This window comes from Prevotella communis, assembly GCF_022024115.1.
Classification (GTDB): domain Bacteria; phylum Bacteroidota; class Bacteroidia; order Bacteroidales; family Bacteroidaceae; genus Prevotella; species Prevotella communis.
In genome coordinates this window covers 635,630-653,723 of sequence record NZ_CP091792.1, presented here as the reverse complement: position 1 = coordinate 653,723, position 18,094 = coordinate 635,630, and the positions used below count along the sequence as shown (strand labels likewise).

The following is an 18,094-nucleotide window of genomic DNA, read 5'->3' as shown; positions in this document are numbered from 1 at the left end:
ATTATCAATTTTCTTTTTTCGATTGTCAATTAGAATGGATTTTCACCTTCCGGATCATCATAGACATCCTTGGGACAGAGTTCTACGTAGTCAAGAGACATATAGAGCGAGTTACCCGGCAGGATCTGGCGGAAACGCAGCCAGTAGTCCTGGTCGGCACGCATCGTCTGACGTACAAGGATACGGCGTAAACAGTTGCTCTGGTCACGCAGACTGGTACCATTACGTGTACCATAGCTGGCCATAGCCTTCATGAAACCACGGTTACGCATAGCCTTATCGTTTGCGCGGTCTTCCTCCACATCACCAGTATCGTCCACACGACCGGCATTACTATCAAGGATACGGAAACTGACGGGGATACCGCAGGCCTCATTATTCAGGTAAACCTGGGCAATACCACGGTCATCACCCTGTGAGTAACCGATACGTACCTCATAAGTACCATCCATAGGCACAGAAGGCAGTTTGATAGAGGCATCGAAGCGCTCACCGGTGATACATACACCACTACCCTCATAGTGTACCCATCCTTCCTGCTCGTTTCCACATCCCACGAAGGTATTGGCATTGTGCATCTTGAAGTTCATCAGATAACCATGCTTGTAGCCAATCATCATACGGTCCTTACCCATGTAATAGTAACGTGCATGAGAGTTCATGAACTCAGGACTCAGACAGCTGCTGTCGATACGGATACGGCGGTTGAGCACATTTGAGCGTACATCCTTGGAATAAACCAGGATACCGTCGATATAGTGATAGATACCGTTACTACACTCAGCGCCCTTTTCCTTCAGCACATGAATACCTTCCTGTTCCACCGTCTTCTTAGGTTTCGTCCATACACCATTCACAGAAGCATAAGTCTCCTTGCGGTTGATATAGACCTCTTCACCGGCAGGACTGCTGAAACGCATGATGGTATGAGGAGCCATTGTCTCGAAATATTCTTCAGGGTCGTAAGACTCTACCAGGAACTTGTTCTTCCAGAGTGCACCCTTACAGTGAACCCAGTAGTCACGGTCGCCCTTACATGGCATCAGGTGATAACTGATGAAACGGTTCAATGGGTTACGACGATCCTTGTAGTCGTTGTCGTAGTCCAAGTCATCGGGGTAAGACTCATGATAGATTGTGTTGGCAAACTGAATCAGTTCATCCAGGTTATGGATACCATTTGCCTCAAAGACAGAGTCGGTTTCCACAAAGGCCGTAAACATGAACTTACGTTCCTTGGGATAATAGGTCGTTGTCTTCTGGCCAGAGCCGTCACCGGCCGTAGAGTTTACCACGCCAAAGCCCTTACCACCGATAGCAGAGTCGGGGTCTACTGTATAGGTCTGGTCGATATACTTCATCAGCGAGTCGGCCATGCCAGTCAGACGAAGAGCCTGATAGAAGATGCTCAGCTTGGGATTCTGTTCAATCAGGGCTGGCAGCAAGTCGTTGCTGGCCTTGATGACATGGTCAATGACATGAACTACGCCATTGGTCACCGAGTCGTCACGCTGAATCAGACGTGATTTCTCGTTGACATAGAATACCAGCGCATTATTATTGACCACATCACTGTCCGAGGTCATGTTGATATAGTTATCATTCATGTTGACTGGCGACACCTCATCACCCATATCGGTTGTGAAGTAAGCCTTGTCACTCACAATATGCGTGCGTGAGAGGGTGTCACAAATCTCCTTAGGAAGACTGTCAACACAAGGATAGCCTTTCTCTTTCAGATACAGCTGGATAGCTTCATTGGTTGGAGCGAAGACGGTATAGTGTCCGTAAGTCTTCAGCATACCAAGATAGTTACCCTTCTGGAGGATATACTTGAAGTCACTGAACTGCGCATCATCGGCCTCGATGAACTCTGCAGCAGTGAGACGTACCGAAGAATAGAAATTCAGAGGTGCGTCGCTGTCGTCGTCAGAACAAGAAGTCGTCACTGCGCCAACAGCCAACAGGCAACATGCAGCGGCCAGTTGCCATATATTTCTATATATTTTCATTATATTCATAATTTTCAATGTTCAATTGTCAATTATCGTCTTAGTTCTTCTGCAGATCGGCATCACCACCTGTATTATAGGCAGGATTCTGCGTCAAATAGGGGTTTACCTTCAGTTCTGAACGGCTATAAGGCATATAAAGCGCATTGGGGTCGGCCAGACGGATCTGGATACCACCGATATTCGTCAGCTGTTTCTTGGTAACAGTCTTAGCCAGTTCCCTGGTGCTGCCAGTGCGACGGGCCATACGTACCAGGTCAAACCAGCGCTTACCCTCGAACATGAACTCACGTTGACGTTCCTCCATCACAAGCTTTCTCATATCATCAAGGGTGTTCTTATAGTCATCAAATTTGAGCACCTCGCCACTACCGGGTGTCAACGAGTTGACAGCACGTCGGTTCACAGCATTAATCAGCGTGAAGGCATCCTCATAATTGTCACTACCCTGCTCTATCAGCGCCTCAGCCTTCATCAGCATCACGTCAGTAAGGCGATAGACAATCCAATTGGAGAAATTCTCCGAACGCCAGCTATAACTTGGTTTCCAGTTGGTCTTCGTATTATCCAGCTCAACCGTCTGGGCACCATACTTAGAAATCCAGTAGGCTGTTCCTCGCTCGTAGATTGACTCGTAGGCACGGCAATCCTTGGTATTGAAGAGTTCCGTATTCTTTGTGGGCAAGCCATCATAGAATCCATCATAAGCCACCAGATTACCGCTGGTAATTTGATTATTGTTCACGTGCGTAAAGAACGAACCAACATATGAATTCTGATTATCGGTATTGCTACTTACATAAGAAATCTCAAAGATACTCTCAAAAGAGTTACCTTCGCCAAAGATTGCATTATAGGCATTACCGGAAAGGCTACCTACCTTCTCAAGATAAAGAGGTATCTCGTTGAACAACTGCACATCATTCTGCAAACGACGTTTCAGCAGCTTGTCGAACTCATCTTTCTTGAAGTCAATCACATAGTCACAACATTCCACGCACTTCTTCCAGTCGCCCTGCCACAGATAGAGGTCGGCCAGGAGCGCATACATGGCAGGACGGGTGACGCGAGCCGTATTGTCACGCTCAGCATCACTGTCAATCCTGTCAGGACTCGGTTTGCGGAAATACATGGGTGCATCATCCTTCACAGCCTCCATGTCAGCAATGATATTATTGAGCACCACGTTGAATGAATCAGCGGGAATACGGTACTCCTTGGTATCATCGATACTGGGTTCGCGTGTGAACGGCACATCACGGAAAGTACGAATCAGGTAGAAGTAACACAGTGAACGGATGAATGTAGCCTCAGCAATATTGGCCTTCATCTCCGACTGCGTATAGTTTGGATCCAACTCCTGCACCTTGGGAGCATAGTACATCAGAATATTACAACGATTGATAGTCTGATAAAAAGCCGTCCAGTTGCAGTAACCGTTTGTTGGCAGGATATTCTCCTTCAACATCTGCTCCAGGTCCTGTGCCGACGAGTTTCCCATCCTGATATTATCAGAGCGAACCTCACCCCACAGTCCCATACGGGTCACACAATCACCCGACTGAAGACTCTCGTAGCAACCCATCAGCACACTGGTGACGTCGCTCTCCTTGGTCCAGTAGTTCTCGAGCACCACATCATTCATGGGCAGCACATCGAGGAAATCATTGCAGCCTGCTGTAGTAAAGGCAACACCACAGCCCATTGCAAGAACGGCCAAGTTATGTTTTATGTTTTTGGTAATCATAATTTCCAGTTTTTTATCAATTAGAAAGAAATAGTAACACCGCCGGTGAATGACTTGGCACGAGGTGTCTGTGCATTATCCGTCACGACACCATAGCCACCGTAACCCACCTCTGGGTCGGCACCAGAATACTTAGTCAGTACAAACAAGTTGTTAGCCGATACATACAGACTCAACTGGTTCAGACCGAGCTTTTTCAGATGCTTCTGTGGTACAGCATAGCTCAGCTGTGTATAGTTCAGACGGATGAAAGAACCATCCTCCACGAAGCGGTCGCTACCCAACCAGTTATAACCATAATTATATAGCGCGCGCGGGATGGGGGCGATGTCACCCTCAACACGCCAGCGCCACAGCACGGCACGACTCTGGTTGTTGTTTGAATACATATTCTCTGCATTCATACGTGCCTTATTGATAATCTTGTTGCCATAACGGAAGTTAAACTGGTTGTTCAGTGTTAGACGGCCGAAATGCAACTTAAAGCCGAAACCACCGGTAAACTTAGGCAGAGAAGAGCCGAGATATACGATATCCAACTCATTGATCTGTCCGTCGTGGTTGATATCCTCATAGATAGCGTCACCACCCTTGAACTCCTTCTCATCTTCCTCGATGCCGGTGTAGCAGAATCTCATAGGCTTCGTGCGACCGTAGTTGTCCACGATGACATTGCCATCCTTATCACGTGCCACAGGAGCATTGGGACCACTGACACCAGGAACCTCTACCTCAGAGTACTTGCTGTACTGGTATACACCCTTGTAGCGGAAGCCATAGATACCACCCAGAGGACGGTTCAGCTCCACACGTGAGAGGTAGCTGCCATTCTTCTTGTCGAAGTCATTATTCAGTGAAGCCAGCACGGTCTCATCCATCTCTGTCAACTTATTGCGGTTGTTGGCAAAAGTAACGTTGAAGTCAACCGAGAACTTACCGGCCTTGATGATACGGTTACCATTCAGGTTGAACTCCCAACCCACATTCTCCATGGCACCTACGTTCTGATAATCCAGAGAGGGGAAACCAGAACTTGAAGGCAGTGAGCGGTTACCCATCAGCAGATCGGTGGTCTTCTGACGATACACCTCCACATTACCACTAATCAACTCATTCCAGAAACCGAAGTCAAGACCGAAGTTGATGGTCTCCTTCTGTTCCCACTTCAGTTTCTTCAACTGGATATTCTTCTGGTACACAGAACCGTAGTTCATATAACCCTTACCACCGGTATACTTACTGTAGTAAAGACCTTCACCGCCTGGAGGGTTACCTACGATACCCCATCCCAAACGGGCAGCCAGCATCGACACGAAAGGAAGACCTTTCTTCATCCATGGCTCATCACTGACAATCCACTTACCTGACAAAGCAGGGAAGTTACCCCAGCGCTTGTCATTACCAAACTTGGTCGTACCGTCGCGACGTACAGAGAAGTCGGCTACGTAACGGCCCTTGTAAGCATAGTGGGCCGAATAGGTGAAATACAAGCTACGCCACTGGCCAGGTGAAGCACTGAAGGCGTCAATGATACCTGCTGCACTGGTAGAACGGATAGTACCGGAAGGCAGACCGTACTCACTGGTATTCTGGTTGGTGCTTGTACCCTTTGTCAACTGCCCGCGCAGCAACATCATCAAAGAGTGATCCTTGTTACGGAACTGTGGTACGAAGGTCAGCGTATGTGTTGTGGTAACACCCAGACTCTTATTGGCAGTGCTGGTAGCCAGGTTGGCATCCTTACTTGTCCATCCGCCTGTACTCAGTTCCACAGGACGGAACATATCATTATAGCGGTTAGAGATATTGAACACAATCTTACCCTCGTAAGTGAGTCGGGTCTGTTCATTCTCTATACCCAACAGTTCATAGTTCAACTTGAACTCAGGTTCAATATTATAGCTACTCTCCTCGCTCTGAGCAAGATAAGCCAGAGCAATGGGGTTGTAGTCCTTATACTGGTTGTCCTCAAACACCTTATTGGAGCTGGGCAGCATGTTATAGAACTCACTCAGCGAGTTACCATTCTTATCCTCCTCGTAGATGCTCAGGTTAGGCATACGACGATAAGCAACAGACAGCAGGTCTGAATAGTTCTTATGGTTGTCGGTATAAGTCAGCGACACATTGGTCGCAATCTTGATACGGTCAGACACGAAATAGTCCAAAGCCACACGTGTGGTGAAACGGTCCAACTGCTGCTTGATGATAGAACCAGTCTCGTGGTCGTAACCGGCAGCAATACGGAAGTTAGCCTTCTCACCACCACCGCTCAGTGACACATAGTGGTTCTGGCGCCAACCGGTCTTCTTCACAGCATCTACCCAGTCGGTATTATTGTTATACATCTGATACTCAGAGAACTTACCACCAGAGACATAGTTAATCTCATTGATGTCATCACTGGCATTGGGATCCATGTGAGGATTGAAATACTCCTCTTTCAGCAGCATGGTGTACTCGTCACCGTTCAGCAGTTTCATACCGTTGGGCTGATAGGTTCCGGTCAGACGGAAGCTATAGGTTACGCGCGTATTACCACGTGCGCCACGCTTGGTCTTGATCTCGATAACACCATTACCACCCTGTGAACCCCAGATAGCGGTAGCAGCAGCATCCTTCAATACTGAGATACTCTCGATATCCTCGGGGTTGATATTCAGCAGTTCAGCGAATTTCTCATCATTGGCCGACTGGAAGTCGAAGTCGGAAGGTGCACCACCCTGCAACACATTACCATCGACCACAATCAGAGGTTCGCTTGAACTGTTAATACTCGACACACCACGCAGACGCATTGAAGTACCGCTACCCAGGTTACCTGAGTTGGCCACGATATCCAGACCGGCGATACGACCCTGCAGAGCCTCGTCGACGGTTGTCACTGACAGACCCTCGAACTCCTTCATGTCGATGCTCTGACGGGCAGACGAGATTTCCTTGACGGGAATCTGCAGACCTGAACCGCCGGCTTTCTTACTTGAAACGATTTCAACACCCGTCAGCGTGGTCTGGTCCACCAATTTAATATTATAGTGGGTCTTGTTGATAGGCAGAATCTGCGTCTTACATCCCACATAAGAGATTTTCAACTTATCCTTCGGATTCTTCAGCTTGAAGGAGAAGTTACCATTCATATCTGTTGTAGCAGCGGCCACGATACGGTTGGCGGCGTCTATCTCAATGACGTTGGCCTGCATCACAGGACCGAAGGCATCAGTCACTGTTCCGCTGATGATATCGCCCGCTTTCTGGGCATAGGAACTGATAATTGACAACTGACAACTGAAAATTATCAATCCTAAAATTCTAGCAAATCTTTTACTCATCATAATAATTATCAATATCAGTTCTTTTTCTTAGTCATTAACGGTCCGTCAATCAGGTGAACCACGGCCGATGAAGAGTTGTGGATAATACTTGCCTGACTCTTCTCGCTCTGTGCATACGTAAACTCACGAGCCATCAGGTTATAGAGTCCGGGAGTCTTCACAACCTTACGGGTATTGCCGCCGGCATCAATAATCCAGATATCAGAACCCTTCTCATTGGTCTTCACGTTCAACTTCTTGAAAGCCCTGATTTTACCGGTTGAGGTCTTCTCAGTTGCCAGGTAAGCCGTCTCATAAGGAGTTGTGAAATTGCCTTCACTATCCATTTTATCCATGCCAGTGGTGTTATCGGCATTGATCACAATGGCATTATCCTGGATGTGGTAACGCAGGAAAGCGTCAATCTCGTTCACATACTGATGATACAATGTGTTCTGTTCGGCGATGGTCGTATCCAGGGCAGCCACATCATCCCAGGTATGCAGGTCACCATCGGCAATCAGCTGGTCGATACTCTCATTGGTAGGTACATAGACCGTATAATGGAAGTTATTGAACACACTGATACAGCTGTCACTGCAAGCAAACTTCTTATCATGCTTGGTCTCGATAAGTTCACTGGCCTCAAGCAGGTCATGGAAACGCTTGAATTCAGGATGCTGACCCAGGATATTGAATACGGTCTGACGTGTACCCAGCACAGGACCCTGCTCCAGGATATAGCTCTTACCGTTACCGCCCTGTGTCTCAGGTGTCTGGTCATAAATATAGCTGACAGGTACTGATGGGGTCTCACCGTTGATCTGGCGGGTTCCTTCAACCAGCATAGAGCTCTGTCCTGCATTCTTCACGCGGAGTATTGAGCCTCCCTTCGTGCGGTAATACTCATGTCCGTCCTCCACATTACCAATCACCACGTGATCATCAAGAATGGTATACAATCGGTTCAGAATCGGGTTCAAGTCCAGATTCGTACCATTACTATTGGTATATACGCCAACAGAGTCACCGGCTACGCCTGTCTCAGGATCTATGTTATGAATACTTGCATAAACCTCATTACCCTTACGATCGGAATCGTAATGGAAGCGCAGCATCTGACGCTGTGGTTTTCCGTATGAACAGGGGTCAACATATTCCAGCAGTGCCTTGTTGGATGGCAAGAAGAAACTATAGCGGGCATTCAGTGAGTTCAGATAAGCCTGATAATTCAGTTTCTTGATAGCCCAAAGCATGATAGACATATTCTTATCCACCACAGTGGGGTACATCACACTGACGAATGAAGTAGGTGTGAACACACGGTTCGTCAGATAGATAGCACCGTTACAAGCGAGCCATACAGAGTCCACATCGGTAGTTTTAATACCCATGGGATCAGCTGCATCATTCAGGATGAACTGGAACTTACTGGGCACACTGCCTGAGAGTGACTCAAGCATATTGGCGCTCATAAACTCGGTCAGGGTGCTGTAAGGCACATTATCCCAAGAACCGAAGCTCTTACGCAAGGCAGCACCGGCACCTTCTTCCCAGTACTTGTTCAAAGCCTCATCAGAAGGAACCAGCATCACAGCCATATCCTGCTGCATAGCGGTACTTCCAGTAGAATTAGAAGGTACATTATAACTGTTCCATCCTGGATCATAAGGCAGTTCACCGAAGTCCTCACTCACCTGGTTATGCGACTTATTGAAGGCCTTACCCTGAGAACGCTCAGAGAAATAGCGCAACTGGAACACAGAGTCTACATGAGTACCTCTGCTGGCGTTGTAGGAATCCTTCGTCTCATCGTCCATACAATCCAGCACTGAATAGCGGTTCAGCAGATGTGCAAAGACTGTCGTGTTTGGCTTTGACATAATAATATCAGCCATATTGGGCAGAGGTGTCACCACCTCACTCATACGGTTGATAAAACCATTCAGGCAACGGATATTCTGTTCCACAATCTGGGCACCGTTCACAGAAGCGTCACCACTCTGGCGATGGGTTGTATGATTATACAGGAAGTCATAGTCTTCATTGGTAATCTGCTTGTTCACCATATAACGCTCAATGAAATGAATCATCGGCGTCTCGGTAGCATCATGCAGCACCACCAAAGAGTCTCTTCCCTGATACATGGACCAATAGTCAGCATTCGGGATATCTTTCTTTTCCAGAATCTGCACATTGTCGAAAGGCTCAAGTGCAGAACTGCGACGCATGGCATCACCCTCAACAGGAGTTCCACTGGCGTTGGGGGTACTTGAGAGTGTCTGTACCTGATAACTGTTGTTAATCATGGCACCGAAAAGCAGTTTACGCTTCTGGGCCACAGTCAGGTCCTCATACTTCTTGACGCCCCATGAATTGTTCTTAAAGAAACGGTCAAAGGCTTGGTCGTCGGCGGCAAACAGGGTCTTCGAACCCGTCTTTGCCAGCACATCACGGTAGTCCAGGTCATTAATCAACTTCACCATGGTGGTAAAGTCATCCTGTTCATCCAGCCAACTGTAGATGCTGCGATCCCACCCTGCGGGGGTGTTTTCATCCAAGTCGTACTCCGAACAAGAAACAAACCCACCAGCACATGTCAGCGCTAAGCCAACAGCGAGAAGATGACACCGGCTCCGTTTCCAGAAATCTTGCAATGCAAGCGACCTCTGCAGGTCAATCGGTTTTTTGATTTTCATTCGATTTTGTTTTTGGTTATTATTTTGTTTACAATTATTTGCGGTTAGTTCGTAATCGGATGCAAAATTAAGTAATTTATGCTAAAATTGCTTTTATTTACATCCCACGGGCTTTCTATTTCGTACAAACTTCAACGAAAAACGTTTCATGTGCTTTCTGATTTGTATCATCAACGAATAATAAAATTCTACTATTCATTAACTTACATCAAGAAAAGCATCATCTATCGATTCATATCACCAATCCATCGCAACAAAAGGGGAAAAGACAATAAAAACGCGGAACTATTCGACAGAAAATGGCTAATAAAGCGATTTCATAAAAAAGTTTCGGGAAAAAAAATCCCGAAACCTAATTAATGCGGAGAGAACAGGATTCGAAAAAAGCCTCGAGTTGCCTCGAAGCTTTGAATCCTATTAATCCTGCGGAGAGAACAGGATTCGAACCTGCGAACCGGTTTTGCCGGTTACACGCTTTCCAGGCGTGCCTCTTCAACCACTCGAGCACCTCTCCTAATTGTTTGCGGCTGCAAAGGTAATCAATTTATACCTGAATACCAAATACTTTTTTCACATTTTCATTCGTATGATGACAAATTTCCAATTCATCCACGCCATAGGCCTCTGCAAGACGGGTGATGACATGACGGATATACGATGACTCATTACGCTGTCCCCGCATAGGCACAGGTGCCATATAGGGGGCATCCGTTTCCAGCACCAGGCGGTCAAGGGGCACACTAGTCAGAAGGACTTCGGGAAGATGACTCTTCTTAAATGTCAGCACACCGCCAACGCCAAGTACAAACCGGTCGAACTGCAACAGTTCTGCCGCCTCTTTGTCATTCCCCGTAAAGCAATGAAACACACCTCCAGGCAACCGGTCGGCATACCTCTTTATAATATGTACCATCTCGTTCTGGGCCTTTCTACAATGAATCATCAGGGGTAACTGTGTCTCAACCGACCACTGCACCTGTACCTCGAAAGCCTCCAGCTGTTCCTTTTCGAACTCCCTGCTCCAATAGAAATCAAGGCCAACCTCACCGATAGCAATAAGAGGGCTGACGGAAGAAGGGTGATGGATGAGAACTTTTATCTTCTCCAGCTGCTCACGCCAGTCGGCACGCACTTCCTCCGGGTGGAGTCCCACCATCGGATAGAGCCAGTCGGGGTATTGCTCAGAAAGGGTCAGAATACGCTGGGAAGTAGGAAAGTCGATAGCAGGCAGGAAGATAGCCTTGCAACCAGCCTCACGGGCCCGCTGCATCACCTCTGCCCTATCCAGGTCAAATTCCTCACCATCCAAATGGCAATGTGTATCTACGAAAGAAACTTCCACTGCGGTAGCCGCTCGACCTTTGGTCGCTTGCACGGCAAGAATTTTTTCACTCTTCACTCTTCCCTTTTACTTCTCCCTGTGCATCATGGCGTTCGTATACTGGCGAAGCACCTCCTTGCGCTCTGCAGGCACGTTCACCTTTTCGAGCAACTGCTTACCCTGCTCGAAATAGCAGTTTATCTTCTCTTCACAGAGTTGACGGATACCGATCTCGTCATACAGGCGGGTCACCGCAGCCACCTTCTCCGCACGGTCAAACTGCTTCGCCTCAATCCAGCGCATCAGTTCTGCACGCTGTTCGGCATTGGCACGATTCACGGCATTGATAAGCATATAAGTCTTCTTATTCGAAGTGATATCACCGCCGATAGCCTTACCAAAGACCTTCGGATCGCCATAGACATCAAGCAAGTCGTCCTGAAGCTGGAATGCCAGACCAATCTTCTCACCGAAGCGATAGAGCAGGTCAGCATCCTCCTGGGATGCATCGCCCAAGAGGGCACCCATCTTCAAGGCACAGGCCAGCAGCACACTGGTCTTCAGGCGGATCATCTCGATATATTCCTCCTCTTCCACGTCATTACGTGTCTCGAAGTCCATGTCAAACTGCTGACCTTCCCCAATCTCAAGGGCAGTCTCCGTAAACAGGTCAAGCACCTGGGCAAGATGGGCATTGTCACACTGGGCCACACGCTGATAGGCCAGCACCAGCATAGAGTCTCCTGAGAGGATAGCCGTATTGGCATCCCATTTCTTATGAACCGTGGGCTGACCGCGTCGCACATCGGCATTATCCATCAGGTCGTCATGGAGCAGCGTATAGTTATGATAGGTCTCCAGACCCAGGGCCGGCATCAGAATCTCCTCGGGATGTTCCTTGAACAGGTTATAGCTCAGCAACATCAGTACAGGACGGATACGCTTACCGCCCAGTGACAGCACATAACGGATAGGCTCATAGAGCGATGCGGGCTTACGGTCATACGCAAGGGACTCCAATCCCTTATTAACAACTCTCAGAATCTCTTCAGATGTCATCATAACTATATCGGTTTTTTATTGATTACAATTTAAAGACAACGGGGATACACACTTTCGTACGGCAAGGTTCATCATTCTGAATACCAGCCGTCCAGCGGGGCATCATACGAAGTACGCGCAGCACTTCCCGGTCACAGAGCGGATTCAGCGATTTCACCACCTTCACGTCCGTCACCGACCCGTCCTTGTTTACGATAAACTCAGCGATTACCTTTCCCTGAATTTTCCGTTCCTGTATGGTTGGGGGATATTTCAGATTACGCTGCAGCCATTTCATCATCTCAATGGCACCACCGGGGAATTGAGGCAGATCCTCTACCACACGGAAACTGATTGCTTCCTCCTCGGGTTTGGGCGGTTCCTTTTCATCCTCATCCGTAGCACTCATGTCATCATCCATATCCGTCTCTACAGGTTCATTATCCTTCAGGAGTTTCTGTTCCTGGTCCTGTTCTTCCTCCTTCACCACCAGTTTCTTGGAAGGCTCCGGTTCCACCTTAGGGGCCAATGCAAGCTCATTCTCCGGGCGCATCAGCGACGGCAGTTCTTCATCCATGGAGAACATGTCCAGCAAATCAGGATCATCAAGTGGGTCATCCTCTGGAAAAGGCATTATCAGTGCCACAAAGAAACACAGCAGGGAAATCACAAGTCCCAGCAGGAACCTGCGTATCCATCCATGCTCCAAATCAGCCTTTTTACTTTTCTTCTCTTCCATAATGCGGTGCAAAAATACTAAATAAAGCCGAAAGGGGGAAATAAAAATAAAAAATATTCGTTATAAAGTCAGATTTACGCGGCATATTTCGTACCTTTGTGCCCGAATAGTACCATTGGCATGAGATTTTTCATCATTTTCACCTGGCTTATGCTACTTGCGCTTCCCATCAAGGCGCAAGACAGTCAGACTGCGTTCAATTTCCTCAGACTGCCCACCAGCGCCCATGCTGCTGCCCTGGGTGGAGAGAATGTGACGCTCACAGACAATGATGCCGCCATGGTATTCCACAACCCTGCCCTTCTGAATTTCGTCAGTGACCGCACACTCGGTCTCAACATGATGACCTACATGCAGGGCTCGGTAACGGGAAGTGCCTCCTATTCACAGTTTGTCGGCGACCGCGGCTCCTGGGGCATCCAGGGACGTTTCATCAACTATGGTGAAATGAAGCAGACCACTGTCAGCAATGAGGAGACAGGAACCTTTCATGCCAGCGACTTTGCCGTAGGCGGCACCTTTGCCTATGGACTGACAGAACATATCAGCGGTGGTATCACCGCCAAGATGGTCGCCTCGTACATCGGCCATTATAATGCCATGGGCGCAGCCGTCGACCTGGGCCTCAACTATTTTGACGAAGAGAGCAACTGGAGCATCGGTGCCGTGGCCCGCAACCTGGGCGGGCAACTGAAAGCCTATGACGATGATTTCGAGCGAATGCCACTCGACGTGCAACTGGGTGTCAGCAAGCGCCTGGCCAGTTCACCACTGCGTTTCTCTGCCACGCTGGTACGTCTGAACAACTGGGAGTACGGCATCGGCAAGCACCTGGTGCTGGGAGCCGACCTCCTGCTGAGCGACCAGTTCTATATCGCAGCCGGCTACAATGCCATGCGCGCCTCGGAGATGAAGATCAGTGCAGGAGAAAACGATGAGAGCAGTCACGGGGCAGCCCTTTCCATCGGTGCCGGTATGATGCTGGAGCGGATGCAGCTGCATGTGGCCTACGGGAAATACCATGTGAGCAGCACCTCCCTGATGATTAATTTCAGCTACGCCCTCTAGGCCCATTAGGCCCATAAAGCCCATCAGACCCATTACAAAAAAAACACCATATGAAAAAAATTACAATAGCTATTGACGGTCATTCTTCCTGCGGAAAGAGCACAATGGCCAAAGAACTTGCCCGCAAAGTGGGGTATGTATATGTAGACACAGGCGCTATGTATCGCTGTGTAACCCTTTATGCCCTGCGCCATCAGCTCTTCACAGCCGACGGCGCCGTCCTGGAGGAGCAGCTTCGCGAGGCCATGCCCCAGATTGACATCGACCAGCGTCTGATTGACGGAAAGACCACCACATTCCTGAATGGCGAGAATGTAGAACGCGAGATCCGCAACCTCGAAGTGAGCAATCATGTCAGTCCCATCGCCGCTATCCCCTTTGTACGCACTGCCCTTGTAGCACAACAGCAGAAGATGGGCCGTGAAGGCGGTATTGTGATGGACGGACGTGATATCGGTACGACCGTATTCCCCAATGCCGAACTCAAGATTTTCGTCACAGCCAGTGCCGAGGTACGTGCCCAGCGCCGCTACGACGAGTTGCAACAGAAAGGCATGCCCGCTGACTATGCCGATATCCTGAAGAACGTACAGGAGCGCGACTATATCGACTCACACCGTGAGGTATCACCCCTCCGCCAGGCCGATGATGCCCTCCTGCTCGACAACAGTCACATGACAATCGATGAACAGAACAAGTGGTTGATGGAACAGTTTGAGAAGGCTACGAAATAACGATACGTTTCCTTACTATTTCATAGGTATCAACCGTATCACCAAAAACCAATATGTCAAGAAGCAAAGAGGAAGCTATTGCTGCAGGTGTGCAGGTCAGAGAAACCCAGCACAAGATGAAACGCCGCAAACCCTGGCACGATTACCATCGCAAGGGCACATATATGGTGACACTGGTTGTTGAAGGAAGACGGCCTGTGCTGGGAAAACTAATCATGTCCGCTGGAGAACAAGATACATCCGTAGAATTGATGGCTCTCGGGAAGGCCATTCGAAATGAAGAGGTACAGAAGATATCAGCCATCTACAAGATGGTTGAAATATGGAAGCTCTGCATAATGCCCGATCATATTCACATGATAGTGAGAATAAAAGAGGATTTGCCTGAGGGCAAGCATTTAGGGCATATAGTGGCAGGCTTTAAAGGAGGATGCTCAAGGGCCTGGTGGAGGATGGATAGACCCTGCGCTGACGCGCAGCGAGTAGTGGCGGCTACTGACGCGCAGCGAGTGGTGGCGGCTACTGACGCGCAGCGAGTGGTGGCGGCTACTGACGCGCAGGGAGTGGTGGCGGCTACTGACGCGCAGCGAGTGGTGGCAGCCACCACTCCCGCCGCATCGGCGGCGGGAATGCCCTCCCTCTTCGAGCGCGGCTACAACGACCTCATCCTGCTTAACGATAGCCAGCTTGACAACTGGAAGCACTATCTCGATGACAATCCTCGCCGCTTAGCCATTAAACGGCTTCACCCTGATTTTTTCACTACCCTAAACTATATTGACATCGCAGAGTGGCATTGTCAGATAGTAGGTAATCGTTTCTTACTTGACATCCCGCAGAAAGTCGCAGTGATTGTGCATAGTGCTTATAGCGACAAAGAATATGCAGAATACAAAAAAGAATGGTTGGCATGCGGCGAGGCTGGCGGTATCTTGGTAAGCGCAGCCATTGCAACACGCGAGAAGGAGGTCATGCGCGAAGCCATGAATCGAGGCTACCGTATCATTCTTGTAAGGGAGAATGGGTTTCCCCCCTTATATAAGCCTTCTGGAGAATCGTTCGACGCATGTTCCAATGGACGTCTCTTACAAATCTGCCCTTGGGAATATCACATGAAACGCCGAATTATCTCACGCGAGCAATGTCTGATGCTAAACAGATTGGCGGAAGAGATTGCTTATCACCAATAAGCCACTATTTCCTAATGAGTGTAGAGCCCTTAACGGATGAGGGTCCATCAAGTTGAACAGCATAGATGCCTGCAGGCAGAGAACCTAAAGAAAGGATTTGGGATGTTTGTCCTGCCTTAACTGTTGACGTATGAACAAGGCGTCCATTCATCGTATAGAGACGCAAACGGACAGAGGAAGACAGAGGGTGTTCGAAAGAAACAGACAACTGATTATCTGCATAACGAATACGAGCGGATGTATGCGTCTTTGACACCTCCTCTACACGGTCAACACCGAGGATATACAGCAGACCACGATAGACATCTATCTCCCCATAACCATATTTATTATTAGGATAAGTGAGCGACTTGTCATAATGACGACAAGTGAGACTCAGTACCTCTTTAATTTCCTGAGGTGTCAAATCGGGTTTAGCCTGAAGCCATAATGCTATCGCACCAGCCACGGCAGGACAGGATGCAGAGGTGCCACTACTGGATATCCAGGCATAGGAGCGGCCGTTAAACTCATATCTATCCAGGTCCCAGGTCAGGTCCGACGCTTCCGGATGGGCAGCCATATAGAACGAGCTGAAAGAAGAGATAATATTATTACCGGGGGCCATCACGTCAGGTTTTATCCGTCCGTCGAATGTGGGACCAACAGACGAGAATGGTGCCCAGACGCCACTATTTCCCAGCCAGTATTTTTTCCACTCCCCTCTCATATTCTGTATACTGTCACGATAGGAGGTAGACCCTACGCTGATGACACATGGGGCACTGGAGGGAGAGTGGATACAACAGACGCTTTCGCCGGCATTCAGGGAAGGATTCAGTGTTGACGTATAGAGATTACCATTCACTCGAAAAAACTCCACATCAGCATCTCTGCCCACAACCTCAACAGACAATGGGCGTGCTGTACCGACATCGCCTGTGGTATGTACCGTCACATCATAACATATCTCATCAGCATGATAACAAGAAGGATATGCTTCTGTGGTCACTGTCAACTGATAATCGTCTTTGTTCAATTCGGATGTCAGCAACGAGTCTTCCTGCGACAGCACGTCAGACAGGCGTATCAGTAAGGTATCGTTAGCATGGGAATAAGTCACAAAACGCAACTGGAAATCCAGGGAAGACTTAAAGGTCAGCATCATATCCGATCCACTTTTTGAAATGAAAGTACCGGCCGAAACCTCGCCAACAGGTTTGCGGAACCAAGATTTCACCGCACCATTATTACCTGCAGCAGCCACCAAGATACGTCCAGGTCCAACCAAACTATCCAACATCTCATAATATAACTGGTCATAACCGCGGAAATCCTGCACCGAACCTTCACTGAACGACGCCACACAGGGTTTCCCCACGCTTTTAGCATAGTCAAACAGATACTTGAATCCCAGCGCATCGGTAGCAAAGGTATATTTATAGTAGTCGGCTGAGTCGATATAGACAATATCATCGGTCACGGCATTGGCAACCAGACAGAGGTCGGCTTCTGGCGCCATGCCCCGGTAAGGCGACCCCACGCCACTGCCTGCAGCAATGCCTGTAGTATATGTTCCGTGCGTCATATCCAGACCGTCACGGGAATGCCCCAGGGCCAACAGGTTCTCCCGTCCCTCGTAATCACGTCCTACATACAGTCCGCTGCCCACGGTATCCTGTGTCACCATATCCCAGAATTTCCTGATACGATACTGCGTCGTATCAGCAGAATAGAAATTCGGATGGGTCAGGTCAAAGCCTACATCCATCACGCCCACGACCACGCCCTTACCCGTGAAAGCCTGTGGCAGGTTCTGGCCGGCATAGACAGGCAAGGCATTCAAATGGGTAGCCATCTGATCGGTGGACAAGCAGTTTCCCTGACGCGCCTCCATACGCAGGATACGGGCATCAAGCGACAGGGCACCCAGTTGTCGTACGGGTATATCCGCAATACATACCTGTCCTATACGTGCCAGCACCTTGCAACCATGTTCCCGAAGTACATCCTCACCGTTATCACCAACCTTCACGAAAGCGCAGACGGAAGAGGGATGATGGAAGAGGGAAGATGGATGAGGGGAGAGGGAAGAAGGAAGATGTAAGATGGATGAGGGAAGATAGGGGATAGGAGATGAACTGCGTGCCAACTGACGAAGCAGAGGTGACATCTTGCCATACTGAGGTCGCTGGGCAAGAACAGGGATGCTCAGCAGGCACAACAGTACTATGATCAGTTTAAACCTCAAAC

General features: G+C 48.7%; 11 protein-coding genes and 1 tRNA gene. 3 read left to right on the top strand and 9 right to left on the bottom strand.

Annotation, left to right across the window (positions count from 1 at the left end; all coding sequences use genetic code 11):
- Positions 1-29: 29 nt before the first annotated feature.
- The 8 genes from L6468_RS02600 to L6468_RS02565 form a co-directional block, all read right to left on the bottom strand.
- A complete protein-coding gene (locus L6468_RS02600) occupies positions 30-2,021 on the bottom strand; it encodes a fasciclin domain-containing protein (protein ID WP_091814287.1) in 1,992 nt (663 codons plus the stop codon).
- A 31-nt stretch (positions 2,022-2,052) separates the two neighbouring features.
- On the bottom strand, positions 2,053-3,759 hold the full coding sequence (locus tag L6468_RS02595; protein WP_237794856.1) for a RagB/SusD family nutrient uptake outer membrane protein: 1,707 nt from the start codon (positions 3,757-3,759) through the stop codon (positions 2,053-2,055).
- A gap of 20 nt (positions 3,760-3,779) precedes the next feature.
- Complete coding sequence (locus L6468_RS02590) at positions 3,780-7,088, bottom strand: SusC/RagA family TonB-linked outer membrane protein (protein WP_431356597.1); 3,309 nt, start codon at positions 7,086-7,088, stop codon at positions 3,780-3,782.
- 17 nt (positions 7,089-7,105) lie between these two features.
- Positions 7,106-9,769: a fasciclin domain-containing protein gene (locus tag L6468_RS02585; protein WP_237794840.1), complete on the bottom strand. Its 2,664-nt coding sequence runs from the start codon at positions 9,767-9,769 to the stop codon at positions 7,106-7,108.
- A 426-nt stretch (positions 9,770-10,195) separates the two neighbouring features.
- Positions 10,196-10,283 (bottom strand) — tRNA-Ser (locus L6468_RS02580).
- Between the two features lie 30 nt (positions 10,284-10,313).
- Positions 10,314-11,111 (bottom strand): TatD family hydrolase, encoded by a 798-nt coding sequence (locus L6468_RS02575; protein WP_255779409.1) that lies wholly within the window; start codon positions 11,109-11,111, stop codon positions 10,314-10,316.
- Between the two features lie 66 nt (positions 11,112-11,177).
- A complete protein-coding gene (locus tag L6468_RS02570; protein ID WP_091853464.1) occupies positions 11,178-12,152 on the bottom strand; it encodes a polyprenyl synthetase family protein in 975 nt (324 codons plus the stop codon).
- A 22-nt stretch (positions 12,153-12,174) separates the two neighbouring features.
- A complete protein-coding gene (locus L6468_RS02565; RefSeq protein WP_237794838.1) occupies positions 12,175-12,870 on the bottom strand; it encodes an energy transducer TonB in 696 nt (231 codons plus the stop codon).
- A gap of 120 nt (positions 12,871-12,990) precedes the next feature.
- On the opposite strand from L6468_RS02565, the gene porQ reads away from it, so the two are divergent.
- From porQ to L6468_RS02550, 3 genes are read left to right on the top strand one after another with little or no spacing between them, the layout of a single operon-like run.
- A complete protein-coding gene (gene porQ, locus L6468_RS02560; RefSeq protein WP_237794836.1) occupies positions 12,991-13,938 on the top strand; it encodes a type IX secretion system protein PorQ in 948 nt (315 codons plus the stop codon).
- A 50-nt stretch (positions 13,939-13,988) separates the two neighbouring features.
- Positions 13,989-14,672, top strand: coding sequence for a (d)CMP kinase (cmk, locus tag L6468_RS02555; protein ID WP_091814309.1), 684 nt, complete (start codon positions 13,989-13,991; stop codon positions 14,670-14,672).
- 53 nt (positions 14,673-14,725) lie between these two features.
- Positions 14,726-15,862 (top strand): transposase, encoded by a 1,137-nt coding sequence (locus tag L6468_RS02550; RefSeq protein WP_237794834.1) that lies wholly within the window; start codon positions 14,726-14,728, stop codon positions 15,860-15,862.
- 4 nt (positions 15,863-15,866) lie between these two features.
- Here the strand turns inward: L6468_RS02550 and L6468_RS02545 are convergent, their stop codons facing one another.
- The gene (locus L6468_RS02545) at positions 15,867-18,092 is read right to left on the bottom strand and encodes a S8 family serine peptidase (protein WP_237794832.1); all 2,226 of its coding nucleotides are present in this window, start codon (positions 18,090-18,092) and stop codon (positions 15,867-15,869) included.
- Positions 18,093-18,094: the final 2 nt, after the last annotated feature.